The organism is Streptomyces sp. Inha503, assembly GCF_047215865.1.
Lineage (GTDB): Bacteria > Actinomycetota > Actinomycetes > Streptomycetales > Streptomycetaceae > Streptomyces > Streptomyces lycopersici.
The window spans coordinates 10,919,485-10,946,371 of record NZ_CP178360.1 but is presented as its reverse complement, the minus strand read 5'-3'; the positions used below and the strand labels follow the sequence as shown (position 1 = coordinate 10,946,371).

Below are 26,887 nucleotides of genomic sequence, written 5' to 3'. Positions count from 1 at the left end.
CTCACCCGGCCGAGAAGGTCAGGGTCCGGCCGTCCAGCCAGGCCACGTCGGGCACATCGGCGAGCAGGCCGCCGCCCAGGAGGTCCGCATGGCGCCGTCCCATCGGGACGCGCACCCGGACGGCCGTGGCCTCGAACCGCACGGTGGCCTCCAGGTCGGCGAATCGATGCAGGGCCGCTACCGGATCCGGTGTCTCGCGGTCGCGCCAGAGCGTCCAGGCGATCGTGGACAGGCCGAGCGCGGCGGCCAGGGTGACGGTGCGCTCCAGACCGCCGTCCCGGGCGAGCGGCACCGCCCGGCGCCCGGTGACCAGGGCGGTGACCAGGTCCGCGCACCGCTGGGCGTGGGCGGGCAGTTCGGCGGCGAGGCGCAGGTCCGGTGCCGGGCCCTCGGCGGCCCACAGCGGGGTGCGCCAGGGCAGCCGCGCCACCGGATCGCCGCGCAGCGGCCGTACGCCGGTGAGGAACGGCACGCCCGCCGAGGCCAGGTCGCGCAGGGTGCCGGGCGGCAGGGGCCCGTCGCAGAGCAGCACGGGCGGCCGCCCGCAGGACTCCCAGTGCGGCAGCAGTCCGGCGGCCTCCGAGGTCCAGGCGATGGGGAACATGCCGTGGGCGTCGACGAGGAGCAGTCCGTCGTCGGCCCCCGTGAGCAGCAGTGGGTCGGCGGGGTCGTGGCCCCGGCACACCGACAGCGCCAGGACTCCGTCGAGGACCGGGAGCGCGGGGCCCGCCTGGCGGGCGAAGTCGGTCAGCCGCTCCTCGGCGACGGGTGGCGGGAGGCCCGCGAAGGCGGCCGCGGCCTCGGTGTCCCGTTCGGCGCGGCGCCAGCCCCGCGTGGTCTCGCCCAGCACCTTGTACGCCAAGGCGGCGGCGAACAGCGGTGCCTCGTCGGCGAGTTCGATACCGGCCAGGGCGGGCCCGATCGCGTCGAGGTACCCGATGCGCGCCAGCGGCCCGGCGAGCAGGAAGGGCAGGGCGGACCACACCCGCACCTCGCCGCTGGTCCGCGCCCCGGCGATGGTGCGTGTTCCCGAGGTGGTACGCGCGGCGGTGGAGCCCGCCGCGCCGGGCGGCTCATCGGCGCCCGGGTCATACGGCCCGGCCAGGGACCGGACCAGGCGTACCGCCTCCTCGCGGTCGGCCGACGCCAGGAAGCCGGCGAGCAACTGGGGCAGATCCGCCGTGTCGGCGCCCACGACGGTGGTGCGCAGCCGCTCGGGCAGCGCCTCGGCCAGGCCGGTACGGGCGGCCTCGCCGAGCGGCGGGTGGGCGGGCGGAGGGTCGGCGGCCAGGGCGCGCCCGACGAGTTCCGCGAGCAGCCGTGCGGCCGCCGTGTCGTCCACGTCGAACAGGGCGAGGAAGTACACCCGCACCGAAGCGTCCGGCAACAGCGCGAGCAGCGTGTCCAGTTCGCCGCGCTCGGCGAGTTCGGCGAAGAGCGCGGCGGCGCCCGGGGCGGTCCACGGGTCCGGGGCCGCCGCGAACGACTCCTCGAAGGACCGCGCGAACGCCCCGGCGTCGCCGCCGGGTTCGCCGACGGGGTGTTCCACGACCGGCACCGGGGCGAAGTGGACCTCAACTGGCGAGCCGCCACCCATCGAGCGGCCGGTGCGGCCCGGCCGTACGGTGACGGTCAGCGGCTCGGTGATCTCCACATCCGGCCCGTCGGCCGCCAGCCGCTCGGCGAAGTGGTCCGCCAGCAACTCCGGCAGGGCGTCCACCACATGGCGGATCAGACCGCGTGGCTCGGGTCCCCAGCTCCACCCACCGCGCCGGACCACCGTGACGGTGCACCGGCGCACGGTGATCTCGCCGGGCTCACCGCCATCGCCGGACCCGCCGATTCCGCCGATTCCGCCGGTCCAGTCGGTCCCATCGGCCGTAGGCGCGGTGGGCCCGTTCACGTCACCCCCAGCCTCTCCAGGCGGCCCGCCCAGCCGACCGCGAGCACCAGCACCCCGTGCGCACTGCCCGCCTCGAGAGTCACCGGCAGTTTCACCTGGGTCTGCTGGGCGGGGATCTCCCCGGTGAGCACATGGGTGTCCTGCTCGTCGGAGACCAGGGCGACCACGGGGGTGGCACGGGCCGAGGCGACCTTCACGGTGACGGTGACCCCGTCCGTGGCCAGCGCGATCCCGTCGGTCCATGACGCGAGGCGCACCAGCCCCGGTTTGGGCTTGCCCTCGGCCGTCATCTCGACCCCGTGGGCCAGCGGCTGGGCGAGGGCACCCGGTTCATCGTCGACCGCCGCCACGGCGAGGTCCCTGGCGTTCAGCGGAAGGGTCGCCATGCGGCCCTCGCCCAGGGAGACGCGCAGCGGCAGCGCGCGCCCGACGAGCGAGGCCACATCGGCCGGGGCATCGGCGCCGGTCAGGGCGAGCGCGCCCACGACATGGCCGGTGTCGGCGGCGTACACCACGGAAAGAGCCATCGTCAGCCACCGCCGTTCGTCGCCGCGACCGTGGCCAGCACGAGGAAGTCGACCACCCCGGGCTGTTCGACCGGCTGCTTCCCGTTCACCGAGGGGTCGTACACGCGCACCCGGCAGCGGACCCGGCGGTCGGCGTCCACCGTGGCCTCCACCGGGCTGAACAGCGCCGAATCCGCCAGGGGCGGTATGCGCGGGGTCAGCTGGACGTGGATCACGACCCGGCCGTCGGCGACCTGTTCCGGGGTGACGCCGGACGGCAGCGGCAGCAGCATCCCGTCGGTGGCGGTCCCGGAGGCCACCAGCGTGCTGCCGGCCGACATCCGGCCGCCGAAGCTGCCCTCGATGGTGAGGTTGCCGTTGGCCGCCACGGTCATCAGCGGAGCGACCGCGCCACCGCCCTGGTACAGGCCGAAGACCAGGTTCGGCGTCTCGCCGCCGGTCAGGACCAGCGCCGGCTCGCCCTCCTGGGTCTCCGTGCCCGTCCGCAGGGTCAGCTCGCCCGACCGGGCCGAGACGGTGTCCGCGCGCACTCCGGCGAACCGCGCCGCGACGCCGCGCGCCGCGTTCGCGACGCCGCTGAAGTGGCCGTCCGCCCAGTGGACATAGCCCAGCAGGACCAGCCAGCGGACGGGCGGATCGGCCGGTGGGTCGCCGATCGCGGGCGGCTGCTGCTCGGCGGCCAGCCGCTCGTCGCCGAGGCGCCCGAAGAGGATCTGGTACGACTCCTCGACCCGGGTCTTCGTGGCGCTCCCGGAGCAGGAGACGGGACCGGCGGGCTCAGCCGGTTCCCGGTCGGCCGCGGTGAGGAAGACCGGATAGGGCTCGTCGGTCGACGGGTCCGCGCCGTTGACCTCCTCGAAGTCGCTCTCGCGCAGCACGACCGGCTCGGTGACGACCACCTCGCGGCCCGTCCCGTCCACGGCGATCCCCGCCGAGACGCTCACCTCGACATGGCGGACGCCCGTCAGCGGGTCGGTACGGGGCTGGGTGACGAGGCCGAGCCCTTCGACGATGCCCCACTCGTGCAGGTGGCGGGCGTGCCGGGCGGCCACGCCGCGCGCGTACTCCACCGTGGCCGACAGATCCGCGGCGGCCAGCACCTGGCCCTCGTGGAAGGCGGGGCGCAGCGGGCCCATCATGGCGTCTCACCGGGCTTCCGGGTTCGGGACGACCGGGCGCGCTTGGCCGGGGGCTTGGCGGGCTCGGCACCCTCCCCGGCACCCTGCTCGGGCGGCTGGTCCGGAGCCTGCTCGGATTCTCCGGATGGGTCCGGCGCCCGGTTCGGCACCCGCTCCTCCAGGTGGCTCATCTGCGTCCGCGCGCTGCCGAGTTGGACGCGCAGCCCCTCCACGGCGGCGGTGAGATCGGCGACCCGTGTCCTGAGCCGGGCGAGCTCCTGCATGCTGTCGGTGACTTCACTGGGGGTCGTATAGACCTGTTCGTGCAGCGCCTTGGGGGGTGTCTCGCCGGGCGCGGGGGTCAGCAGCAGGGACAGCATCTCCTCCAGGTCCCCGGTGCGCGGCCAGTCGCCGAGCGGTCCGTCCGCGTACGGGCGGGCCACCGGGCCCTCGGACGGCAGGGTCGGCTTCTGGTACCGCGGTACCGGCCGGCAGCACACCCGCTCGGCGAGTTCGCGTAGGCGGTAGAGCTTGGGCAGCCATTCGCCGTACGCCGATCCGCCCGGCAGCACCTGTTCCCGGGTGGCCGAGCAGACGCGTACGACATCGCAGCCGTCCAGCTCCAGTTGGGCGAGCAGGACGTCGGTGTCGGTGCAGTCGCCGCACGGCGGGTTGAGGGTGGCGCAGGCCGCGTCGGTCAGGAACCGGCGCACGGAGGTGCCCAGTGCGGCGGCCGCCTCCGCGATCTGCTGCACCTCGGCGATGGTCGCCTTCTCGGTGCTGTCCGGCGGCGGGGACGGCAGCGGCGGCGGTACGTCGACGGCGGCGACGTCCTGGCGCAGCGCGCAGTCGGCGAGGTCGGTGGCCTGGTCAAGACGGCACAGCAGCCACTCCCGGATCAGGCCGAGGTCCGCGCGGAACTCGACCCGCAGCGCGTGACCGAGCGGGGTGCCCTGGGCCAGCATGCGCACTTCCAACGGCGCGTCCGGGTCGCCCCGCTCCGGTACGACGCGGGCGGCGGTCTCGGTGACGACGGCGCGGGCGATCCCGGCGCGCAGCGGGTCCGGCCACGCCGCTTCCAGGTCGGCGCCGCCGAGCCGCCCGCATGCCGTGCCCAGGGCGCTCCGGGCCTCCCGCATGGTGGCGAGGTCGGGGTAGTCCCGTGCGAGCTGGGCCTGCCCGGCCGCGTCGTAGGTGTCGTACCGGCCGACGGCGGCGGCCAGCGCCCGGACGTGCTCGGTCATCTCGCGGGCCGTCGGCGGGGCGGGCGGGCCCTCCCCGCCCGCGTTGTCGCGCAGCCACGCGTAGGAGGTGGCGTACCGCTGGGCGTCGGCGGCGTCGAAGCGGAAGGCCCGGCCGGTGCCGAGCGACGCGACGGTCAGGGCGTCGGTGTAGAACCCGAGCCGCCGGTCGCGGGTGCGGGCCTGGTCGGCGCGGGCGAGGTCGCCGAGGGTCGCGAGGAGCCGGGTGCCGGGGTTGTGGCGGTGGTCCTCGAAGTCGTCGCACCTGACGACGAATTGGTATCCCTCCTGGATCCTGGAGGGCACGCATCCAGGCGAGGGGCAGGGCTCCTCGGTGGCGTACGGCGCCACCGGTTCGACGGGGAGCTCGCGGTAGCGCGCATAGAGCCCGTAGCGGCGCCCGCCGTCGTCGTCGCAGTCCTCCCCACAGTCCACGCCGAGCGCGCTGATGCGCCGCTCCCGCACCAGCGCGGTGACGTCGACCCGCTCGGTGCACGGCACCACGATGTCGTTCCCGGCGCAGTCCAGCGCGTGTCCGGGGTGGACGGCCACGGTTCCGCCGCCGCACGGATCGCAGGTGACGCCGAGGCCGCAGATGACTCCCGGCCCGTACAGGGACCGGTTGCGCAGTCTGGCCTTCGCCGTCGTGTACTCCACCAGCAGGCTGAGGTCGTCCTCGGTCAGCAGTTGCCCTGCGAAGAAGCGAGGACGTACGAAGGCGGAGGTCCGGGTGGCGTCGCCACCGCAGCCGCATCCGCAGTCTGTTCGCATGATCAGCGCTCCTTCACGAAGAACCAGCTCTCGAAGACGTCCCCGCCCGCGCCGGTGCCGGACGTCCAGGGCCCGATGCCCGAGGGCGGGAGGTCGCAGCAGTCGTCACCGCCGTGCTCGGCCGACAGCGTCGAGCCGGTGCGGATGAGCGGGACGCGCCCGCCCACGTGGGTGCCGTCGACCGGGCGGCAGCAGCGGTCGAGGAGGAACGCGGCGCGCACGGTGATCAGTACGCGGTCGCCGTCCTGAAGCGTCTCGCGCGTGGTCTGGCGGTAGCGGACCTCCTGGATGAACTCGTCGCGGTCCTCGGACTCCGGGTCCGGATCGGCGAAGGTGCCGCCCATGTACCAGGTGGAGGCGTTGCGGCCGCTGCCGCCCTCGATCACCTGGAGCTCCACCACACCGGGCCGCAGCGTGTCGGACCGTACGTCGGCGGAGAACCGCACCACGAGCCCGCCGTCCTGGTCCAGGGTGCCGAGGAGGTCCTTGGCCTCGTCGATGGTGTAGGTGTGGCCGTGGATCCAGTTGACGCCGGTGATCACCGTGGGCAGATGGCGGCCGAACGGGCGGCGTACGTTCATGTGGATGTGGTCGCGGCGCACCGGCTCGTACCAGTCCACGCAATCGATCCTGGCCAGCCACAGCACCGTGTGCTCGCACGGCTCGCAGCAGGTGTCACAGCGCTCGTCCGCCGGCGGTTCGCAGCCGGTGACCCGCACCGTGTAGCACTCCTCGGTCCAGCCGAACTCGCAGTCGCCAGTGTCCGCGCAGGCGTCGTTGTAGACGGCGCGGGTGGGTTCGACGGGCCGCTCGGCGTACTCGACGCCGATCCAGACGGTGTCGGTGTCCCGTTCGTGCGGGGGCAGCGCCTTCCACAGGTCGATCTCACAGCCGCCGCGCACCACGACCTCGTTGCCCTCGCAGTCCACGGCGAGACCGGGAGTGATCCTCACCTTGGCCCTGCGCCGGATGCGCTCCGGCCCGGTGCCGCCCTCCTGGCCGCCCTCCTCCGTGCTCCGCCCGGGTCGCGCGGACTCTTCGGCGGGGTCGTCGGGCGGGCAGTCGTCCTCGTCCCTTGGCACGGGTTCCACGTGGAGGCCGCACACCACGCCGTAGCCGAGCAGACAGCGCATGCGCAGTCTCAACTTCTCGCGGTGGTACTCCTGTTCGCGCTGGAAGTCGCGCGCGCCCAGCATCTGGCCGTGGAAGTACCGCAGCCGGCGCAGTGGTGGCGCGTGGAACTCCTCGGTCCTCGATGGTCCTGTCTCGGTCATCGCCCCGTCCTCTCACGACACTCGCGTATGCATACCGACGGCGGAGACGACTCCCACGCCCACCCCTCGGCGCAACCCTCTCGGTCCCGGCCTCAGTACTCCGTCGCGGTTCAGCCGCACGGGGTTCGCTCCGCCCAGTACGGGCGCCGGCAGCGGGACGAACGCGGTGTCCACGCCGACCGTGGACCGCGATCCGACCACGAAGCCCGCGCCGCCGGTGCGCACCGACCCCACCGTGTGCGCGGGCGCCTGCCGCTCCACCAGCCGCCGCAGCGCCGTCACGTCCGCCGATCCGGCGGGCAGCAGCAGCCGGAACCGGTGCGCGTGCGCGGTGAACGGGTCGCTGTCCGGTGCGCCGAAGGCACGCAGCGGCGCCGCGCCGAGCGCCGTGCCGCCGACGCGGAAGCGGCTCGCCGAGCGGCCGAACAGCCTTATGGCGCCGAGCCCTCGGTCCGTCCCCCGGCCCTGGTCCCGCGCCGCGCGCAGGTGGGCCCAGCGGCGGTCCGCCGCCGGCTCGTCCACGACCGGGGACACCCCGAACACGATGCGCACCGCCTCGCGCAGCGCCCATGGCGTGCCCCGGCGCCGGTAGAGCTCCGGGGCTGCGGTCAGCAGCGCGCGCCGGGTGCGGGCGTCCCAGCCCGCCTCGAACGTCAGGCCCAGCAGCCCGGCCAGCCACGGCAGCGCCCGGTCCGGCACGCCCGCCGGGTCGAGGAGCGACGGATACCGCTCGATCACCCGGTCGAGCTGGGCGAGCGTGGCGTCGAACAGCGACAGGAAGCGCTCGGTGAAGTCGTCGGCCGCGGGGTCCTCACGGAAGGCGGGCGGCAGCAGGTCGGCGCTGGTGACGCGGGGGAAGTCCAGCCGGATCCGGCGCAGCACCGGGGTCGAGCCCCCGTCGCCGGACAGCCGCAGCCGCAGCCGCAGGAAGCGGCCGGGCGGCTGGTCGACGAGGAAGTCCATGATGCCCGGGGCCGACGCCTGCCAGTCACTCTCGTCGTACCGGCCGTCCTCGCTCACCACGATCTCGACGGCGGCCGCCGTCCCGGCGGGCACCTCGGCGTCCAGGCGCACACGGTGCCAGCGGCACCGCGAAATGCCGCTGTCGATGAGGGCGGTGAGGTACGAACCGCTGGTGACGTACGCGTCGGTGGCGGGCGGCGCGGGGTCCCGGGGCAGTCCCCGCCAGCTGAAGCAGCGGATCTCGGGGCCTTCCGGGCCCTTCTCGGTCAGGCAGAATCCGCCCTCACCGCTCTCACCGTCCTCGTCGGCCGAGGTGAGCGTGGACGGCGGCAGGCCCGCGGCCAGTTCGTCGACGGTGACGGGGCGGAAGGGGCGGCGGTGACCGCCCCGGTGGATGCCGAGCCGTCCGCCGTCGTCGGTGAGCAGCCACACGGTCCGCTCGGGCCCGGTGCGCAAGGCCATGATCTCGCCGCGCACACCGGTGCGCAGCACGCCCCGGAAGCCGCCGGCCGAGTCGAACCGCCGCAGGTCCGTACTGCCCTGACAGGCCACCAGAACCTCGTCGTCAGGCCCCAGGGCGGCCCGCCGGGGCCGCTCGGCCCGGATCACACCGGCGAGTTGCCCGCCCTCGCGGCGCCACACCAGGACCCGGTCGGACTCCACCACGGCCAGCCGGTGTCCGCGCGCGGCGACCGAGACCGGTTCGCGCAGCGGGCCGGGGTCGCAGCCGGGCGGCCAGACGGGGGCGAAGGCGCCACCGCACCCGTCACGGCGCAGCACCCGCCGCTCGCCGGGGACGAGCAGATACCAGCCGCACGGCCGGCATCCGGGCGCGAGGCGGGGGTCGGGGAACCACGGCAGCAGCCGGTCCCTGGTGGAGCCTTCCGGCGCGGCGCCGCGGTGGGCGAGCCGGAGTCCGGCCGGGTCCTCGAAGCCGACGATGCCGTCGTCCTGCTGGAGGTCCCCCGGGTCCCAGCCGACGTAGGCGTCGAGGAGGCGGAAGGTCGCGGGGTGCGGGGTGCACGTCATGGCTGGTCTCCTACCGGGATCAGCAGCGGGCGCTCCGGCCAGACGAGGGTGTGGGGCGGGAGGGCGTGGTCGGTGCAGGGCGGGCGGCGCACTCCGTCGACGGTGAGCGAGAGCCGGGTGACGGCCAGCACGCCCTCGACCGCCAGGAGCCGCCGGACCAGCGCCGTATGGCGCAGCGCGCCGCCGAAGGGCCAGCCCGCGCCGTCCTCCCCGCCGCGCAGCGGATCCAGATAGGTGCGCACCGCGTCCCCGGCCCCTGCCAGGACGGCGGCCCGGTCGAGGGCCGGGTCGAGGGCCACCCAGGACTCCACTCCGACGCGGCGGTACGGCGCGGGGGCGGCGACCACCGTGACCCCGGCGGGGGCGGCCTCGCGCGAGAGGAAGTCGGCGACGGCCTTGAGTGTCGCGGCGGTGGCGACCGGCGGTTCGTCCGGGTCGCCGCCCGGAGTTACGGGCGGTACGACGAGGACGCCCACCACGCCGGGGATCGGCACCCCGGCGAAGTCGGGGTGCAGACCGGGCACCCCCCGGGCGCGGGCCACCGAGGCGCCGGGCGCGCGGGTGGCGAGCTGCCCGTAGTCGGCCGGGGCCACGGCCCGGCCGCGGGCGCGCAGGTCACCGGTGCCGCGGCGCATGGCGTCGGCGTCGGGCTCGGCGTCCGTTCCGCCGGAGGCCGGGAAGGGGTTGCTCACGCCGGTGACGAACGGCAGCGCGGTCACCACCCCGTTGACCGCGCCCGCCGCCACGGCCCCGGCGCTGCCGCCGCCCACGCGGTAGCGCACGGCGCGGACGTTGCGGAAGCCGGGCGGGACGGCGGCGCCGCTGACGCCGTCCCCGAACGTCACCTCGCCGCTCTCGTGGTCCACGGTGAACACCCGGTCGTCGGCGCCGTATCCGGCCAGGCTCTCCACCTCGCGCCACCGGGACGAGGTTCGGGTCGACGTGCCCGCCGTGGTGCCGAACACATCGCCGCCCGTGTCGTCGTCCACCTCGATGACCACCGATCCGGCGAGGATGGGCACCTGGCTGAGCTTCATGCGCCGCAGCCCGGTCGCCGCCGGGTCCTGGACGGGCTGGAGCGGCTCGTCGCGGATGGTGCGGGCGGCGGTGGCGGCGACCACGTTCAGCCGCAGCCCGGACAGTACGGGCGCGGGTCCGGCGAAGGCGCCGTGCGCGATCCGCAGGCGCAGCCAGCGCAGCCGGGGCCGGGTGCCGGACGGACTGCCCGGCCGCCATGACCGCGGGACCCGCAGCTCGACGGTCCCACTGGCGCCGAACCCGGCCGTGGAGTCCCGCATCAGCTCGGCGGGGACGAGCCGGGTGCCGTCCAGCACGTCCCAGCGCAGCAGCGGCGCGGGCGGCAGCGGCAGGGGCGCGGTGCCGCCGGAGGCCGCGGGGGCGGGCGGAGCGGCGACGACCACGAAGCCCAGCGACAGGCGCGGATAGGGGGCGGCCGGTCCGGCGAGTCCGATCCACAGCGCGTTGCCGGGCCGCGGATCGCGGCCGAAGGGCTCGAAGGGACGGCTGGGCCCGGCCGGTCCCAGCGGCAGCCCCTGGATCGTTCCGGCCTCCTGGACGGCGAGGTCGGCGAGGGCGGCCGGGGTGGCGTACAGGTCCTGGTCCGTCTCGTAGACGACCTGGCCCACCGGGGTCGAGGCGGCGCTCTGGAACCCGGCGGGGACGAGCACCGAGGCGCCGTCCGGCGGGTTGACGGTGAACTCCAGCAGCGTGGCCGCCGCTCCGGCCGGGCGGCGCCGCACGCCCGCCGTCGCCAGGTGTTCGGCCAGCACCTTCTCCGGCAGCCGGTTGACGCGGCCGAGTACGGGTTCGGTCTGGGTGCCGAAGAGGCGGACGAGGGCGACACCGGCGTCCTGCCGGTCGGGGTCGGTCCAGTCCGGGGTGTAGCCCGCGATCCGGCCGCGGACGTCGGCGCGGACCGCCTCGCGGGTGGCGTCGACCAGTTCCGGCTGGGCGCCCGTCGGGCCGGGGCCGGGTACGATCCGCCCGTCCTCGCGCTCCCGTTCCCGCGCGTCCCTCTCCCACCACACCTCGCCGGTCATACCAGCCCCTCCCCCGGTTCGACGGCGGGCACGATCCGGGTGTGGACCGTCCGCAGGACGGGAAGCTCCCCGGCGCCGAGCGGCACCTCGTCGCACTCCTCGACCGGGTCGGCCCCGTCGAGGCCGATCGCCACGGCGGCGATGTCCGCGAGGTCGCCCAGCGCCCGCTGTGCGGCCCGCAGCAGGGCCGAGGGCCGCAGCGGCTGTCCGAACGGCCAGCCGTCCCGGTCCTCACCGCCCACGAGCGGGTCCAGGAAGCGGCGCAGCGCGGCGGTGAGGACGGTGGACACGCGGGGGGCGTCCGCCGGGTCGCCCGACAGGGTCACGCGCAGGGCCACCTCGCGGTAGCGGGGCGCCCGGACGAAGACCTCGGAGGTGAGCAGCCGCGCCTGTTGGAGGTGGGCGGCGGCCGCGCGCAGCGTCCCGGGGTCGGGGAGCGGCGCGGCCACGAAGTCCTCGCGGGTGAGGTCGTCGCGGGGCACGGCCGGGACGATGTGGACGGTCACCGCGCCGGGCACCGTGGCGCACGGGAAGCCGGGGTGCGCGCCGACGGCCGGGTGGGCGCGGGCGATGGCGACGCCGGGTGTCGCACGCGCCAGGGTGACGTAGTCCTCGGCGGTGACCGCGCGGGTCACCTCCCCCAGGGAGGCGGCGGCGCGGCGGCGCGCCTCGGTGACGGTCTCCGGGTCGGTGCCGCCTTCGGCCCGTACGAGGTTGGCGGCCGAGACCGCTCCCGGAAGGTCCTGGGCGGGGAGCCAGTTGTCGGTCATGCCGCCGTTGCCGATCCGGCCGCCGCCGGTCACGTAGTCGATGTGCGCGTCCGGGTCCGGGTGGGGGACGCGGCCGGTGAGTCCGTCGCCGAACGCCAGCGCGCCGTCGGCCCGGTCGAGCACGAAGATCCGGTCGGCCGGGGAGCCGAAGGTGAAGTCCGGTGCCGGGCGCCACTCCTGGCCCGCCAGGCGCAGGGTCGCCTCCAGCAGGCGGTCGGCGGCGTCCGGCAGGACGAGGCGCTGGCCGGGCAGTCTGAGCCAGGCGCCGATCTGGTCCTGGAGGTCGGCGCCGCTCACGGTGCGGTGCCGGCGGTGGCGTGCGGCGGAGGCGTTGACGGCGAGTTGGAGCAGGCGGGGCGGGGCCGCGTAGGTGGCGGCCGGGGTGGACACCAGGAGCCCGGTGTCCCGTGTGGACCAGTCGGCCGGGGGATGGAGCCGGACCACACCGGACCGTCTGAGCCCGCCCGTGCCGTCCTCGACCTTCTGATACGCACCGGAGATGTCCGTGCCCGGCCGGAACCACGACCAGGTCAGCTCGGCGGGAGGCGGTACGTCGGCGACCGCGCCGGGCAGCCACGACGGCGGGGACGCGGCGGGCGCGTCCAGCTCCACGAGCAGCCCGATCGGGCCGGGCGCGGGGTGGTCCCCGGTGAGCGGCAGGGTGAACCGGACCTGTGCCGGGGCGCCGTCGCCCGCCAGCAGCGCGACACCGCGCCGGGCCCGCAGGTCGGCCGTGCGGTCGCGGTCGGTCCACACGGTGACCTCACCGCCCTCGGCGAGCGGCAGCACGGCCACGTCGTCGTCGAGGGTGAAGACGACCTGCCCGGCGGGGTCCCGGGTGAGCGCCGTCCCGGCGGGCACGAGCGGGACCGCGGCGTCCTCCTGCCGGGCGGCCAGGCGCAGCACGGTGGCGGCGGGGCGGGCCGGGCGCGGCGGTTCGAGGCCGAGCAGCCGCAGTATGGCGACCACGAGCGCGTCCGGCACCTGGTCGAGCCAGTACAGCCGCTGTTCGAGGAGGTAGGCGAAGAGTTCGAGGAGGGTGACGCCGGGGTCGACGGGCGCGTGCAGCGTCCAGGTGCCGTCGGACTCGGCGGGGATCCGGCGGCGGATGGCCGCCATCATGTCGGCCCAGGTGAGGTCGTCCAGCTTCGGCGGGGGCAGGGTCACGGTGTGCCCCCGGTGAGTCCGGTGAGCCCGGTGTAGAAGGGGAACACCAGGTTCGCCTTGGTGTTGCTGCGCCGGATGCGGTAGACGACCGAGACGGTGATCCGTGACTCGTCGGCCGGGTCGGCCTCCGCGCGGACCTCCTCCAGTTCCACCCGTGGCTCATGGTCGCGGACGGCGACGGCGATCGACTGCTCCAGGTCGCGCAGGTTCTGCACACTGCCGGGCGCGAACACCAACTCCTGGGCGCGGGTGCCCAGTTCGGGTCGCATCACCCGCTCGCCGGTGCCGGTGAGCAGCAGCGCCCGCAGACAGTGCTCGATGCTCTCCTCGCCGACGGCGTAGCCGAGCCGCCCGGACGCGTCGGGCAGGATCGGGAACCGCCAGCCGGTTCCGAAGAACTCCTCGCTCATGCCGTCCTCGCCTTCTTGGCCAGCACGGCGGGGGTGAGCGGCGGGGTCGGCGGGCCGGTTGGCCCGGCGGCGGAGGGATGGGTGTGGGTGTTGAACGCCTGGAGCAGCGCGTGGCCGAGCACAAGCGGTTCGGTGGCGCCGCCGCCGAGGTCGATGGAGGGGGAATCGACCGTCAGCTTGGGCGCCTTGAGCGTGATCTCGCCCTGCGCGGTCACGGTGACGCTGCCGCCCTCGGCCGCGGTGATGCGGATCGCCTTGCCCTGGTCGTCCAGTTCCACCACGTGTCCGGCGGCGGAGGTGATCCGTACGGCGGCCTTGGACGGGGTGTCGTCCAGGAGCACCTCATGGCCGTGCCGGGTCCGGATGATCTTCTGGTCGCGGCCTTCGGTGCGGGCGGTCGGCGGCTTGTCCTCGCCGTTGTAGAGGCCGCCCAGCACGATCGGGTACCGCATGTCCCCGTGGACGAAGGCGACGAGCACCTCATCGCCCTTCTCGGGGACGAACACCGAGCCGTAGCCGCCTCCCGCGTAGAGCTGGCTGACCCGGACCCAGTCGGTGACCGTGGTGTCGTCGAACCACGGGAACTTCAGCTTGACCTGGCCCTCGTCGTCGCCCTCGTTCTCCACGACGAGCGCCTCGACCACGCCGTAGTAGCGCTTGTCGGTGGAGCGGGCGCGTGGCGTGCCCCTCATGGTCACTGGTCCCCCTGATGGATCCGCCGTCCGGTGAACTGGGTGAAGAAACCACTGGTGTTGAGGGTGTGCTCGACCCGCTTGACGAAGTAGGTGCCCGAGAAGCGGTGGCCGAGGCCGTAGATCTCCAGGTTGTCGCCGGGCCGCAGCTCGGGCAGGCCCGCCACCTTGCCGGTCGCGGTGATGAACTCGTAGGCCCGCTCGCGCAGCAGGCTGATCGCCAGTTCGCGGGCCTCCTGGTCGCTGCCGACCGGGGCGTCCACCACGACCTCCTGGCGGCCCTGGAGGGTGGACTCGGCGACCTGCGGCCCGCTCTGCCCGTCGGCCGTGTTCTGCCCGGCCGGGAGGTTCTCGGCGGTCGCGGTGAACGCGATCGGCTGTTTGGTACGGGGGTCCCAGCCGCGCACGGTGACCTTGCTGACCTGCTGGGATACGGTCAGCGTCGGGGTGAACTCCATCAGGTTGGGGACCAGCCCCTCGGGTCGGCCGGTGGGGCCGGTGCTCAGCCCGGGGGCGTACGCCAGCCGGTACAGCCGGATCGGGCGGCCGTCGCGGCCGTCGGTCGGCTTGGTGAAGTACAGCGTGTCCTCGCCGGTCTTCGCGTCCGGCAGGATGTAGCAGTCGAAGTCGAGCCGCTTGGCCCGCTCCAGCAGGAACGTCGCGTCGTCCTGGTTCTTCTGCACCACCACGTCATGGGTGGGTCCCTCCCGGGTGACCTCGATGCGCAGATGGTTGCGCTGGGCGATCTGCTCGGCGATGCGCCAGTCCGGCAGATTGCGGTAGATCTTGGTCTCGTTCTCGGTGGGCTTGCGGTCCTTGAGCCGCAGCAGCCCGTCCACGCCGCTGACCTGGACGGTGGGCGACGCGCCGTCGGTGAACTTCGGGCTGAGCGTGGCGATGGTCCCGGTGGCGACGGTGAGCAGCTTGTCGGCGTAGCCGAGCCGGACCGAGACCCGGCCGCCGAGCCGGAAGCGGGGCGAATCGCTGTGCTTGAACCGCAAGTTGGCGTCGTCCCAGTTGTTCAGGGTGAGGTCGAAGCCGGACAGCTCGTCGATGTCCCGGTTCACCTTGATGTCGATGATGTCGTTCTTGGTGGACGGGTCCATCTCCAGGCCCTCGATGCGCACGTCGAACTCGGGCGCGTACCGGTCGGGCGAGGCGACCTCGGGGGTGGGAGTGCTCATCGCGCGCTCCTCACGCCAGCCGGGGCACGGTCAGCACCCGGCCCGGCCGCAGGTCCCGTGGGTCGCTGATGCCATTGGCGCGCGCCAGCTCCCGCCAGGCGTCGGGCCGCCGGTACAGCGCGGCGGAGATGGAGCTGAGGGTGTCGCCCCGGCGCACCACATAGCTCTTCTCCACCGTGGGCGAAGAGCGGGGCGTCTCGGCGACCTGCGCGGCGGCGGTGCGGAACTCCTTGAGCGAGAGGTCCAGCATGGCCCGCAGCGGTACGCCGTCCGGCCGGAACAGCTGGTAGTTGACGTCCAGCTTCTCCACGACGCCCGTGAAGACCTCCTCGTCCCAGACGAACCGGACGACCGGTGGCGCGTGTTCGCGGCTGTCGGGCCGCAGCAGGTTGCGCACCGCGTTGACGTAGGCCTTCCGTACGTTCTCCAGGGTGTCGGAAGTGTCCACCAGCGCCTGTACGGTGAGGGTCTCCGTGCCGCCGCGCACGTACTGGAGGGGCGGTGTCTCCAGACCGGGGATGGTGATCTCGGCGAATGTGTTGCTCTTGCTCAGCTTGTAGTCGGTGGGGTTGAACCGCAGCGGGATCCGCCGCTGCCGCTCGTCGGCGATCACCGGCCGGACGATCTCGAGCCGGGCCCGGGCGGCACCCTGCCGGGCGAAGGACACGGGCGTCACGCTCATGAACGGCCCTCCGCGTCCCCGAAGCGCCGTTCGGCCTCGGTGTGTTTGGCGCGTGCGCACTGGTCCTCGTACAACTTCGCCCACGCCTGGATGTGCTGGTTGAACAGGCGGGTGAACACGGCGCCGTCGTCGCCGTCCACCTGGAACCGGACCTCGAGGTGGTGAATGGTCACCTTCGGCACCTCGGTCACCTCCCTTGGATCTGGCGCGGCAAGGCGCTCGCCGCGGCGTCCTGCAAGACCTTCGTCAACCCCTCGTGGGCGATCTCCAGCGACTCGATGGCGATCGCGTTCTGCTCCCCGTGCAGGTCCGGGCCGGTCCACTTGGCGGCGAGCCCGCCATGGAAGGCCCAGGCCGCACCGGGCGCACCGTCCGGGCCGAGCACGATCACCGCGCCGTCGCGGCGGGCGCCCAGCGAGTCGGCGAGCCCGGCCTGATACCAGGACCACAGCCCCGGATCGCGCACCACGCCACGCTTGAGCGTGATCCGGTTCCAGGAGTGGCGCAGCGGCAGCTGGTGGACCGAGTCGTTGCGCCCGCCCTCCGGGTAGCTCGTCACTTCCAACTGCGCGCCGAGCCCGGTGACCTCCTGGAACGCGCCGGAGGCGGCCAGCGGCAGCAGCAGTGCCTGCGCGGCGGGCAGATACGCGTCGCCGGGGTCGAGGGTGACCAGGAAGCGGTATTTGGGCAGCGGATCCAGGCTCACGCCTCGATCACCTCCAGACCTCGGTCCTGGCCGAGTACGAGACGCAGCCGGATGAACTCCATGGGGACGGCCGGGGCCACCTCGATCTCGCAGACCAGTTGCCCCGGGTCCTGCTCGGGCGGGTTGTTGGTGTCGTCGCACACCACCCGGAACGCCTGCTCGGGCCGGGCCCCGGCGAGCGCCCCGGCCCGGAAGGCCGACAGGAGTACGGAGGTCAGCGCCCGTACCAACGTCAGCCTCAGCTCCGCCGAGTTGACGTCGAACACCAGCGGGCTCGCCGCGCGCCGGATCGCGCGCACCAGCAGGTGCACCAGCCGTCGATGCGCGATGTAGCGGGTGCCCGGATCGGCGGACAGGGTGCGCCCGCCCCACACCATCAGCCCCCGCCCCCGGGTGCACCGGATCAGGTCGATCCCCGCGTCGAACAGCCGGACCTGCTGCGGCTCGGGGTATTCGGTGGCGAGGTCGACCGCCTCCAGGATCACCGCGTTCGCGGGCGTGTGGTGTGCCCCGCGCTCGCCGTCGAGGCGGGCGATGACGCCCAGGACGTGCCCGGACGCCGGGACGGTGCGCAGATCCTGCCCGTCGGGGGTGCGCAGCGGCGGATGGTAGACGGCGGCACAGCCGAGCAGCCCGCTGTCGCCGGTGGCCTCCAGGGAACCGGCCCAGTCCACCACCTCGTCCACGGAGGACAGCGCGGGCGGCACGTCCAGAACGGCGAGGCGGTCGTGCGAAGGCTCCACGCTCCGCAGCAGTTCGAGCACCAAGTCGGTGTGCGCGGCGCCGGACAGGTCCGTGCCCAGGTCCGGCAGCGCCACCAGCGCCGGTTCGGGCAGTTCGGCCTGTACGGTCACGGCGTCCGAGTACGCCCCGCGGGTGGGCGCGGCGTCGGCGCCGCCCGCGAGCGTCAGGTCCCAGGACGTCGAGATCGGGCCGGGCCGCCCCGGTGGCGGTGGCGGCCCGTCCGGGACCAGCCGGAGGTAGCGGGATCCGGTGAGCCGGTCGGCCAGGCCGGTGAGCGGCAGCCCGGGAAAGGTCTCGGGCGGCTCGCCGGGCATCATCACCCGGACGCCCACGGTGGGCGGTCCGGCGACGGTGCTGGCCTGGTAACGGATGGCGACGCGCCCGCCGTTGGCCCAGGTGCCGGGGCTGGTGGCCACCACCTGGTAGCTCATGGTGTCCCAGCCGCTCAGCGGCCCGACCGTCCACGCCGTCCGGGCCGTGGTGGCCGGCCCGGACACGCGGAGCACCCAGGCGGTGCGGCCGCCGTTCTCGAAGAAGCCGCGCAGTGCGTACGGGGTGGCGAAGGCGCCCTCCGGCGGCCCGAAGGTGCCCACGACGTCGTTCCAGCTCTCCACGCGCACGGGAGTGCCGACCGGGCCGCGGCGGAGCCGGCCCAGGAACGCCGCCACGTCGGTGCGCAGCGGCTCGGTGTCGGGGCCGCGCGGCGCGAACGCGAGGGATACCCCGGGGAGCGCTTCGCCTGCCATATCAGGTTTCGATCTCCAGCTTCTCGACCGCCAGGACGAGCGTCTCCATGGCGATCTCGTTCTTGGTGGCGCTCAGCGTCGGGCCGGTGTACTTGGTGGGCCAGCCGCGGTCGAAGTTCCAGCGCACCACGTCGTTGCGGTTCTCGTCGCACAGCACGATCGAGCCGTGGGTGCGCTTCACCGTGCCGTTGAGCGCGTCGGCCACCCACTTCCAGAAGGCGGCGTGGCCGGTGATGCCGCGCTTGAAGGTGAGGTTGGTGAACTTCTTCAGCCCCGGGATCTTGCGGACGGTGATGTCCTCGCTCCCGTTGCGGTACTCGATCGGCGGGATCTCCAGCTCCAGCCCGCTCGCCTCGGTGAAGGACCCGCTCACCGCGAGCCCGTCGTCGCTTACGTTGAACACGAAGATCTTGAAGTTATAGGACGCGTATGGATCGTCTCTGGTCACGGGCGGCATGGTGGACTCCCTCGGGCTCTCAGGCGAGTTGGGTCTCGCGGGTCTTCTGCTGGATCCGGAAGATCACGAACTCCGCCGGGAAGACCGGCGCGACGCCGATGACACAGATGAGCCGGCCATTGGCGAGGTCGTCCTCGGTCATCGTGGTGCGGTCACAGGCGACGAAGAACGCCTCGTCGGCGGTGGTTCCGGCGAGCGCGCCGGTGCGCCACACGGTGGTGAGGAAGTTGGTAACCGTCTGGCGGACCAGGGACCACAGCGCCTCGTCGTTCGGCTCGAACACCACCCACTGGGTGCCCTCCTCGATCGACTCCTCCAGATAGAGGAACAGCCGCCGGACGTTGACGTACTTCCACGAGCTGTCCGAGGAGAGGGTGCGCGCGCCCCAGACCCGGTGGCCGAGCCCGGGGAAGAACCGCAGCGCGTTGACGCCCTTGGGATTGAGCACGTCCTGATGGCGCTTGGTGATGTCCTGGGCGATGCCGTCGGTCAGCCGGATGCCCCGGATGACCGCGTTGGCCGGTGCCTTGTGCACCCCCCGCTCCACATCCACGCGCGCGTAGATCCCGGCCATGTGGCCCGATGGCGGCACCTCGACATCGCGGCCCGCCGACAGGTCGCGGGTGACCAGCCATGGGTGGTAGAGCGCGGCGTACTTGGTGTCGAACCGCTCGCGGAACGCCTGGACGTCCTCGATGTCCAGGCCGTCCTGCGGATCGAGGATCGCGAACCGGTCCTTGAGCAGCTCGCAGTGGGTGACCAGGGCCGATTCAACCGTTCCCGACCACATGCCCGGCACGGCGCACACGGCCACCTCGTCGATGTCCTCCAGAGCGGCGATCCCGGTGCGCTTGCCGCTGCCGCCGTCCTCGCCGACGAAGTCGGCCACGCTCAGGCTCCCGTAGGCGTCGTCCCCGTATCCCAGCTTCAGCCACGATCCGACGGCGGGCAGGGGGAACTTCGCCGGATCGGTGGACAGGGCGCCCAGCGCCGTCGCCCGCACCAGCCGCGAGCGGCCGGCCAGGGTGGTCACCAAGCTGGTCGGTGTGTCGCCGGTGAGCCGGAGGTTGCGGTGGGTCTCGGTCTCCACGGCCCCGGACGGGTCGGTGAACCGGGCGTCGACCTGCGCCTCGATCAGCTGCACCCGATCGGTCTCGAACAGCGTCCCGGGCACGTTTCCATCGAGGGTGACGACATCCGCCGCGATCGATTCGACGGTGCGGACGGTCAGATGGGTGCCGTCGTCGAGCTGCACCACGGCGCCTTCGTAGAGCCGGCTCGCCCCGCCGACCCGCAGCGTCGTCCCCGCCGAGGTGTTGCCGCGACGCACCCGGCGCACCAGGAGTCCGCCGCGCCATGCCTCATGGGTCGCGCCGGAGGGCAGGGTCAGGGTGACCTTCCCGTCCGCCGGCTGGCTCACCTGGACCTTGAAGCGGCCGGAGCCGATCTGCACCCACACGTCGGACGGCAGTTCATCGGGGTCGAGTCCGGTCACCGCGGCGACCTCGACGGTCTCGCTGTCGGCGGCGGCGTCCGCGGTCAGCCGGGTGACGAACAGCCCGCCCTCCTGCGGATCCGGCAGCACCGGGAGCGCGGCCGAGGCCATCGGCTGGATGCGCACCTGCACCGCGTCGCCCCACGACCCGGGGCTGACGGCGGCGAACTCCAGTGTCTGCTCCGCGCTGCGCGTCCCGATCTGGACGTAGTCGCCGCGTCCCGCCCTGACCTCCGCGGGCAGCTGGGCGTCCAGCTCGATCCGGTGGCTGGTGGCGTCATAGGCGGCGACCCCGGCGGTGTGGATCGACTGCTGATCGTCGCCGCGGAAGATCTGGACCTGCTGCCCGACGCCGGAGAAGCCGATCAGATGGCCGAGTTCGAGACGGGTGGCGCCCTTGGCGGCGTCGCCGGTGACCGGGCTCACCAGGCCGTGGCCCAGCACCCCCGAGGAGGGGCTGGCCTGCTTGCTGGCGACCCGCTTGACGTACAGCCGCTGGCCGCCGTTGTCGAAGAACCCCTTGACGGCCAGCGGGAACAGCCACCAACGGCCGCCTTCCGCCGGGTCGTTCGCCCAGGTGTCCCGCATCAGCGGGTCCGGCTCGCGGAGGAATCCGCCGAAGGTGTTCTGGAACTCCAGGAAGTTGGTGACCAGTTTGGGCTTGCCGGTGTACGGACCGCGCACGGTGACCCCGGCCATTCCGGCCGTACTGGTGCTCACCCCCGCGATCGGCCGTGGGCCCGCATCGATCTCCTCGATGTAGACCCCGGGGCTCAGATACTCCGCCATGGACGGCTCCTTAACTCTCGCGGATCTCTATGACGTGCCGGCGCTCGGTGTCCTGGGGCAGCCGCACGACCAGCGATCCGGACCGGCCCGGCCGCTCGGTGGCCTGCACGCGGAAGGTCTCCTCGACGGCGTGCTCGCCGGCCTTCTCGCCCTCCCACCGCAGGGCCAGCCGGAAGGCGCCCGCGGCGTCGGACAGGGTGCGCTCATGCCATGGCGTCAGGTCCCGGCTGGTCTGCCCCGCGGCCTCGACCAGCGCATTGGCGATCGGCGCCCTCGTGGGCGCGTCGACCACGACGCCGTGCACCGTGCGCAGCCCCGGCGGATACGGGAAGGAGGCGCTCGGCAGCAGCCGCACCAGCCGGGGCTCGGTCACCACCGGCGGCGGGTGACCGTCGTCATGCGGGTGCACCAGGAACTCGACGCCCACCAGGGCGGCCGAGAACGGCTGGCCGTCGGCCGGGTACAGCGGCTGGTAGCCGGGGGCCGTGAAGCGGGCCCGGTGGCGCCGCGGCCGGGCCGCCCACGGCTCGGCGCACCGGCCGAGACCCGGATAGACGAAGGCGGCACTGGGGGTGCGCACCGCCGGGTCGTCCAGCGGCAGCCAGTCGCCGTCCTCGTAGCGGTCCAGCTGGACGGTGACCCCGGCGGCGCGCACCCGCCGGGCGTAGTCGTCGAAGGGTATGAACCAGGCCGGGCTGTGGAGCGTCGACCGCTCCAGCGGCAGGAAGCGGCTCATGGCAGCCCCGCCCCGCTGATGACCCGGCTCTGCACCGGGTGGACCGGCGTCTCGACGGCGGAGTCCAGGTTGACCACGCGGACCTCGTAGTTGAGCGACAGCCGGTACGGCTTCTGAATCGCGTACCAGACCCAGGACTTCTGGTCCAAGGTGAGCGGGGTCAGGCTGAGGTGGAGCGCGTCGGTGCTCGCCGCCAGGCTGCCGGACAACTGTGCGCCGTCCAGGATCGCGTCGTCGTAGAACGTCTGGAGGGCCCGTCCGAGCATCCGGTGCTGGGTGGCCTGGTCACCGCCCCACGGTGTGACCAGGTAGCGCAGCAACAGGGCCATCGGCGGCTTGCGGGTGGTCGGTGGGTCGGGTGGCTGGGAGCGCACCGGCGGCCGGTTGCGCGAGGTGGGGTCCTCGGCGATCTCGTAGAGGAACACCGTGAGTTTGGGCGGTGGTGTCTGGACCGTCTCGGAGAGGTCGTTGAGTTCCGCGATCGGCGGTTCCACCTGGCTGAGCCCGCGCAGGGCCTGGGTCAGGCTGTCCACGATGACCGTGGAGACGTCGGCTATGACGCCGAAGTCGCCCATGCGAATGCTCCCCCTCTCCGCGCTCGAAAGCGTGCTCCGAGAGGATGCCGGGACCGGCGTGGCCGGACCGCGATACGCACATCACACGAACGTCACCGGTCCGTTTCGCTGCCGACGATGACGAACCCGGACACACATCGACAACGCCGAGGTGACACGGGCGAGCATATTGTCCCTTCATGGAAATCCCCTCAGAACGGACCGGTGTCCTGATCCTCCGGGTCTGGGTGGAAGGCGGCAGGCCGGATGGGTTCCGTGCGCGCATCGTGCCGATCGGGGGCGGGCCTCAGACGGCCCCCAGCGCGGCGAGCGCGGTCGACGACGTACTCACCGCCGTGCGCGCCTGGCTCGACCAGTTACTCGAACCGGAAGGGTGACGTCCACTCGAGCCGGAAGGGTGACGTCGCCGCGACGTTCCGGTGATGGCCGGCCATATAGCCTCCTTTGGCGGGAAGGCCGGACACACGATCATGATCTGCTCGTAACATGGCTTTAGGGCATCCCGACGGGACGCACGGGATGGGTCACTGGAGCCAATATCGCCCCGGGGGGCCGATGAGCGCAGAAGGCCACGTCATGACGTTGAGACTGCTCAAGAGTTTCGCGTTGTCGGTCGATCAGAATCGCGTTCCCATATCCTCCAGCGCCCAGCGCCTCCTCGCGTTCCTCGCCCTGCAAAACATGCCACGCAGCCGTACCTATGTGGCCGGAATGCTGTGGCCGGACGTCACGGCCTCCCGCGCCAACGCCAATCTCCGGTCGTCGTTATGGCGCGCCACGCGCACGGGGCATCAGGTCATCGACGCGTCCACCCAGGAACTGGCGATCTGCAAACACATCGACGTGGATATCCATGTGGCGGCGACGCGTGCGCACCGGCTGCTCGATATGTCGCACCCGTGCGATGACATCCTCACCGCGCAGACGCGGGAGGATCTCTCGGCCGATCTCTTACCGGAGTGGTCGGAGAACGAGTGGGTGCTGGTCGAGCAGGAGCAATACCATGAACTCCGGCTGTACGCCCTGGAGGCGATGACCGAACGGCTGACGGCGGCGGGCCGCCATGGCGAGGCCGTCGCCGCCGGACTCGCCGCTGTACGCGCGGAACCCCTGCGGGAGAGCGCTCATCGCGTGCTCATGAACGCGCATCTCGCCGCCGGCAACAGGGGCGCGGCGCTGCGGCAGTACGAGCAATGCCGCCGGGTGCTGCTCGAGGAGCTGGGCCTGGAGCCCTCCCAGACGCTGAGGGACCTGGTGCCGGCGCACTCCGGGGGTGGGGACGCCGGCGCACCGGCGCACTCCGGGGGTGGGAGCGCCGCTCCGCAGCTCCCGACACGTCGGATCGTCTGCCATCCGGCGAGCGAGGTCCCTGCGCAGGGTACGGACACCTCGGCCCCGGCCGGCACCGTGCCCGCGTGACCGTTGGCCTCGCGGTGCCGCGTCTTTCAGGCTGCCGCCGTCTTTCCGGAGGTTCCGCATAGGGCTTCGGGTACTAGACGGCGGGGACCACCGGCGACAGATGGGCGTCGCGCCGCACCAGTGCGGCGTAGCGCCCGTCCTTGGCCAGCAGTTCCTCATGGGTGCCCCGCTCGGCGATCCGGCCGCCGTCGAGGACGACGATCTGGTCGGCGTCGCGCACCGTGGAGAGCCGGTGGGCGATGGTGATCGTGGTGCGGCCGGCCGAGAGGGAGTCGATGGCCTCCTGAACGGCCTGCTCGGTGCGGGTGTCCAGGGCGCTGGTGGCCTCATCGAGGATGAGGACGGGCGGGTCGCGCAGAATCGTGCGGGCTATGGCCAGACGCTGCTTCTCCCCACCGGAGAAGCGGTAGCCGCGCTCCCCCACGAGGGTGTCATAGCCGTCCGGGAGAGAGGCGATGTGGTCGTGGATCTGGGCGGCCTCGGCCGCGGCCACGATCTCCTCATCGGTCGCGTCGGGCTTGGCGAAGCGCAGATTCTCGGCGACGGAGGCGTGGAAGAGGTAGGTCTCCTGGGAGACGACGCCGACGGCCCGGGCGAGGGAGTCGAAGTCGAGGTCGCGCACGTCCACGCCATCGATCAGCACCCGGCCGCCGGTCACGTCGTAGAGCCGGGGCACCAGATAGCTGAGGGTCGTCTTGCCGGAACCGGTCGGTCCGACGACCGCCAGGCTGCCGCCCGCGGGGACGGTCAGATCGATGCCGCGCAGGGTGCCCTTCGGCGCGCTCATTGAGGCGCCCTTCAATGCGCCCTTTGAGGCGTCCTTCGATGTGCCCGAGGGGCCGGGAGCCGCGCTGTCGTAGTCGAAGTCGACGCCGTCGAAGCGGACTTCACCGCGCACCTTGTCCAGGCGCACCGGGTCGGCGGGCTCGGTGATGTCGATCGGCAGGTCGAGGTATTCGAAGATGCGGGCGAAGAGGGCGAGGGAGGTCTGCACCTGCACACCGGTGGACAGCAGGCTCACCGTGGGCCGGAGCAGCCCCTGCTGGAGCGAGACGAAGGCGACGAGCGTGCCGATGGAGACGGCGGGACCACCGGCCTGGAGGGCGATGCCCGCGGCCCAGTAGATCAGCGCGGGCATGGCGGCCATGACGATGCCGATGGTGGACATCCGCCAGCGGCCGGCCATGTTGGAGCGGATTTCCAGGCCCACGAGGAGCTCGGATTCCTGGGCGAACTGCTGGGTGAGCGACTCGGACCGGCCCATGCTGCGGCCGAGCAGGATGCCGCTCACCGAGAGGGACTCGGTGACCATCGCGGACATGGCCGCCATCTGCTTCTGGCGCTGTGAGGTGATCTTCTTGCGCTCGGCACCGACGCGACGGCTGATCCAGACGAAGACCGGCAGCAGGAGCAGGGAGACGACGGTCAGCCGCCAGTCGAGCGCGAGCATCGCGACGACGGTGGCGACGACGCTGGTGAGGTTGGAGACCAGGGAGGTCGCGGTCGAGGTGACGGTGGCCTGCATACCGCCGATGTCATTGGCGATACGGGACTGCACCTCGCCGGTGCGGGTGCGGGTGAAGAAGGCGAGCGGCATGCGCTGAAGCCGGTCGTAGACCGCGGTGCGCAGATCGTGCATGACGCGCTGGCCCACGGTGGTGGAGATCAGGGTCTGTAGAACGCCGAACACGCTGTTGACGACGGCCGCGGCGATCATGCCGAGGGCGAGCAGGGTGAGCAGTCCGGTGCGGCGGTCGGGGATGGCGGTGTCGAGGATCTCGCGGAGGAGGAACGGCGAGGCGACCGAGACCAGCGCGGAGGCGGCGACCAGCAGGCCGACCACGGCGAGGCGGCCTCGGTAGGGACGGAAGAGCCGGAGGATGCGGCGCACCTGGGCGGGCTGCTCGGGCTCCTGGGTGGACGGTGTCCATGACGGAGGTGTGTCGGGACGCATGGGCTCCTTCTGGAGTCAGGGAAGCCGACGCGGATGATGACGGCATGGTCGAGCCGTGGCCGCGTCGGCGCGGATTTTGAGAGCATAGCTCATTGTTACCTATACTCACAATGAACCCGGTCCTGATAAACTGCGATCATGCCCACCCCCGAGACATCCGGCCTCCTCGCGGAGCAGCTGCTGCGCCTGACCCGCAGACTGCACCGCGCCCAGAAGCGCTATATGGAGCCGCTGGGCATCACCCCCGCCCAGTCCCGCCTGCTGCGCACCGTCGCCCATGACGACCAGCCGCCACGGATGGCGGACCTGGCCCAGCGCCTGGAGGTGGTCCCGCGCGCCGTGACGACGCTGGTGGACGCCCTGGAGGCGCATGGCTCGGTGCGCCGCGTACCGGATCCGACCAACCGCCGGGTGGTGCGCGTCGAGCTCACCGACACCGGGCGCTCGACGCTGCGCGCGCTGCGCGGGGCGCGCCGGGCCGCCGCGGAGGACATCCTGGCGCCGCTCAGCGATCGGCAGCGCGAGACGCTGGGCGAGCTGCTGGACACCTTGTCCGGCGCCCCGGACCACCGCTGCTGAGATCCGTGCGACCGCGCCGCCGGGATCCGTGCGACCGCCGGGAAATCCCTGGCGGCGCGCTCAGGCGGCCAGATGCGCCTTGTCCCCCATGACCACCACCGGGTGCAGCTTGGGGTCGAGGTTCTTCAGCAGATACTCCATACCGGACTTGGAGAGGCTGACACAGGCCGAGGTGCCGCTGCCATGGTCCATGTGCAGCCAGATGCTGCCGCCCTTGCTCTGCCCTTCGGGCCGGGTCTGGTCCAGCGGCGAGGTGCCCTTGACGCGGTTGTAGTCAATGGCGATGACGTAGTTGAAGTCCGTCCAGTGGGACTTGGGCCAGTAGTGGGGGGCCGCGAAGGAGCCGGACGACGTGTAGGGCAGCCGGGCGCCGGGGTCGGGCAGCACACCGCCCGCGTCGCTGAGCGTGTAGACCCCGACCGGGCTGCGCTTGTCGCCCTCATGATGGCTCGTCGTCCAGCCGCGCTTGCCGTTGTGCGCGGTCCAACTGCGCGTCCGCTCCCATGCCTTGCCCTGCTTGGTGTAGAGGACCACGGTCGCGTCTCCGGAGTTCACCCCTTTGCCGTAGACCGCCACGACCTGACGGGACTGGTCCGGGATCTGGGACTGGAGCTTGTCCCCCACATCCGGGATACGCGTGGGATCCGGCGTGGGCGCCCCGCTGCGCAGCGCTTGTTTGCCCTGGTCCGCGCCCTTGTCACCACCGCCGTCACCGCCGCCGTCGCCGCAGGCCGTGAGAAGGACGAGGGCCGCTGCGGCCGCGGCCGCCGCACGGATGGACATCGTGCCGGAAATTCGCATGTCTCCATCGTCCCACCCCCATAGGACAGTGCGGCATGCGGGATTGGCGTGTTCCGGCCGGTCCCGGGAAAACCAGTTGAATTCCGCACCGTGGG

At 72.9% G+C, this 26,887-nt stretch carries 24 protein-coding genes; 3 read left to right on the top strand and 21 right to left on the bottom strand.

The genetic code is table 11. From position 1 onward, the window contains the following. Position 1 precedes the first annotated feature (1 nt). The 19 genes from ACJX2R_RS45605 to ACJX2R_RS45515 are packed head-to-tail and all read right to left on the bottom strand — an operon-like array spanning position 2 to position 22,039. Positions 2-1,903 (bottom strand): hypothetical protein, encoded by a 1,902-nt coding sequence (locus ACJX2R_RS45605; RefSeq protein ID WP_413104893.1) that lies wholly within the window; start codon positions 1,901-1,903, stop codon positions 2-4. Then, positions 1,900-2,430, bottom strand: a complete 531-nt coding sequence (locus ACJX2R_RS45600) for a hypothetical protein (RefSeq protein ID WP_413104892.1) — start codon at positions 2,428-2,430, stop codon at positions 1,900-1,902. The genes ACJX2R_RS45605 and ACJX2R_RS45600 overlap by 4 nt, the downstream gene beginning before the upstream one ends. 2 nt (positions 2,431-2,432) lie before the next feature. After that, positions 2,433-3,569 (bottom strand): hypothetical protein, encoded by a 1,137-nt coding sequence (locus tag ACJX2R_RS45595; RefSeq protein ID WP_413104891.1) that lies wholly within the window; start codon positions 3,567-3,569, stop codon positions 2,433-2,435. Then, positions 3,566-5,560 (bottom strand): hypothetical protein, encoded by a 1,995-nt coding sequence (locus ACJX2R_RS45590; RefSeq protein WP_413104890.1) that lies wholly within the window; start codon positions 5,558-5,560, stop codon positions 3,566-3,568. Before ACJX2R_RS45590 ends, ACJX2R_RS45595 begins: the two co-directional genes overlap by 4 nt. A gap of 2 nt (positions 5,561-5,562) precedes the next feature. Then, positions 5,563-6,834, bottom strand: a complete 1,272-nt coding sequence (locus ACJX2R_RS45585) for a hypothetical protein (RefSeq protein ID WP_413104889.1) — start codon at positions 6,832-6,834, stop codon at positions 5,563-5,565. 12 nt (positions 6,835-6,846) lie between these two features. Then, positions 6,847-8,826 (bottom strand): phage tail protein, encoded by a 1,980-nt coding sequence (locus ACJX2R_RS45580; RefSeq protein ID WP_413104888.1) that lies wholly within the window; start codon positions 8,824-8,826, stop codon positions 6,847-6,849. Then, positions 8,823-10,886: a putative baseplate assembly protein gene (locus ACJX2R_RS45575; RefSeq protein WP_413104887.1), complete on the bottom strand. Its 2,064-nt coding sequence runs from the start codon at positions 10,884-10,886 to the stop codon at positions 8,823-8,825. Before ACJX2R_RS45575 ends, ACJX2R_RS45580 begins: the two co-directional genes overlap by 4 nt. Beyond that, the gene (locus tag ACJX2R_RS45570; RefSeq protein WP_413104886.1) at positions 10,883-12,823 is read right to left on the bottom strand and encodes a putative baseplate assembly protein; all 1,941 of its coding nucleotides are present in this window, start codon (positions 12,821-12,823) and stop codon (positions 10,883-10,885) included. The genes ACJX2R_RS45575 and ACJX2R_RS45570 overlap by 4 nt, the downstream gene beginning before the upstream one ends. Continuing rightward, entirely contained in the window at positions 12,820-13,233 is a 414-nt protein-coding gene (locus tag ACJX2R_RS45565; RefSeq protein WP_413104885.1) for a GPW/gp25 family protein, read from the bottom strand. Before ACJX2R_RS45565 ends, ACJX2R_RS45570 begins: the two co-directional genes overlap by 4 nt. After that, a complete protein-coding gene (locus ACJX2R_RS45560) occupies positions 13,230-13,925 on the bottom strand; it encodes a phage baseplate assembly protein V (RefSeq protein ID WP_413104884.1) in 696 nt (231 codons plus the stop codon). Before ACJX2R_RS45560 ends, ACJX2R_RS45565 begins: the two co-directional genes overlap by 4 nt. A gap of 2 nt (positions 13,926-13,927) precedes the next feature. Continuing rightward, on the bottom strand, positions 13,928-15,109 hold the full coding sequence (locus ACJX2R_RS45555; RefSeq protein WP_413104883.1) for a phage late control D family protein: 1,182 nt from the start codon (positions 15,107-15,109) through the stop codon (positions 13,928-13,930). Positions 15,110-15,119: 10 nt separating this feature from the next. Then, complete coding sequence (locus tag ACJX2R_RS45550) at positions 15,120-15,791, bottom strand: CIS tube protein (RefSeq protein ID WP_201847530.1); 672 nt, start codon at positions 15,789-15,791, stop codon at positions 15,120-15,122. Next, positions 15,788-15,964: a putative phage tail protein gene (locus ACJX2R_RS45545; protein WP_243146402.1), complete on the bottom strand. Its 177-nt coding sequence runs from the start codon at positions 15,962-15,964 to the stop codon at positions 15,788-15,790. Before ACJX2R_RS45545 ends, ACJX2R_RS45550 begins: the two co-directional genes overlap by 4 nt. A 14-nt stretch (positions 15,965-15,978) precedes the next feature. Then, positions 15,979-16,497, bottom strand: a complete 519-nt coding sequence (locus ACJX2R_RS45540) for a phage tail protein (RefSeq protein ID WP_262697559.1) — start codon at positions 16,495-16,497, stop codon at positions 15,979-15,981. Further along, positions 16,494-17,987: a phage tail sheath family protein gene (locus ACJX2R_RS45535; RefSeq protein ID WP_413104882.1), complete on the bottom strand. Its 1,494-nt coding sequence runs from the start codon at positions 17,985-17,987 to the stop codon at positions 16,494-16,496. Before ACJX2R_RS45535 ends, ACJX2R_RS45540 begins: the two co-directional genes overlap by 4 nt. Before the next feature lies 1 nt (position 17,988). Beyond that, entirely contained in the window at positions 17,989-18,444 is a 456-nt protein-coding gene (locus ACJX2R_RS45530; protein ID WP_201847538.1) for a phage tail protein, read from the bottom strand. Between the two features lie 19 nt (positions 18,445-18,463). Next, positions 18,464-20,728, bottom strand: coding sequence for a phage tail sheath family protein (locus ACJX2R_RS45525; RefSeq protein ID WP_413104881.1), 2,265 nt, complete (start codon positions 20,726-20,728; stop codon positions 18,464-18,466). 10 nt (positions 20,729-20,738) lie between these two features. Continuing rightward, the gene (locus ACJX2R_RS45520) at positions 20,739-21,464 is read right to left on the bottom strand and encodes a carboxypeptidase-like regulatory domain-containing protein (RefSeq protein ID WP_413104880.1); all 726 of its coding nucleotides are present in this window, start codon (positions 21,462-21,464) and stop codon (positions 20,739-20,741) included. Further along, positions 21,461-22,039: a DUF4255 domain-containing protein gene (locus ACJX2R_RS45515; protein WP_413104879.1), complete on the bottom strand. Its 579-nt coding sequence runs from the start codon at positions 22,037-22,039 to the stop codon at positions 21,461-21,463. Before ACJX2R_RS45515 ends, ACJX2R_RS45520 begins: the two co-directional genes overlap by 4 nt. A gap of 179 nt (positions 22,040-22,218) precedes the next feature. Here ACJX2R_RS45515 and ACJX2R_RS45510 point away from each other — a divergent pair, with 179 nt between their 5' ends. Continuing rightward, entirely contained in the window at positions 22,219-22,416 is a 198-nt protein-coding gene (locus ACJX2R_RS45510) for a hypothetical protein (protein ID WP_413104878.1), read from the top strand. A 142-nt stretch (positions 22,417-22,558) separates the two neighbouring features. Further along, complete coding sequence (locus ACJX2R_RS45505) at positions 22,559-23,458, top strand: AfsR/SARP family transcriptional regulator (protein WP_413104877.1); 900 nt, start codon at positions 22,559-22,561, stop codon at positions 23,456-23,458. A gap of 73 nt (positions 23,459-23,531) precedes the next feature. Here ACJX2R_RS45505 and ACJX2R_RS45500 read toward each other — a convergent pair whose 3' ends face one another. Beyond that, the gene (locus ACJX2R_RS45500) at positions 23,532-25,412 is read right to left on the bottom strand and encodes an ABC transporter ATP-binding protein (protein ID WP_413104876.1); all 1,881 of its coding nucleotides are present in this window, start codon (positions 25,410-25,412) and stop codon (positions 23,532-23,534) included. A gap of 138 nt (positions 25,413-25,550) precedes the next feature. On the opposite strand from ACJX2R_RS45500, the gene ACJX2R_RS45495 reads away from it, so the two are divergent. Beyond that, positions 25,551-25,991, top strand: a complete 441-nt coding sequence (locus ACJX2R_RS45495; protein WP_413104875.1) for a MarR family winged helix-turn-helix transcriptional regulator — start codon at positions 25,551-25,553, stop codon at positions 25,989-25,991. 60 nt (positions 25,992-26,051) lie between these two features. Here ACJX2R_RS45495 and ACJX2R_RS45490 read toward each other — a convergent pair whose 3' ends face one another. After that, positions 26,052-26,792 (bottom strand): L,D-transpeptidase family protein, encoded by a 741-nt coding sequence (locus tag ACJX2R_RS45490; protein ID WP_413104874.1) that lies wholly within the window; start codon positions 26,790-26,792, stop codon positions 26,052-26,054. Between the last annotated feature and the right edge of the window lie 95 nt (positions 26,793-26,887).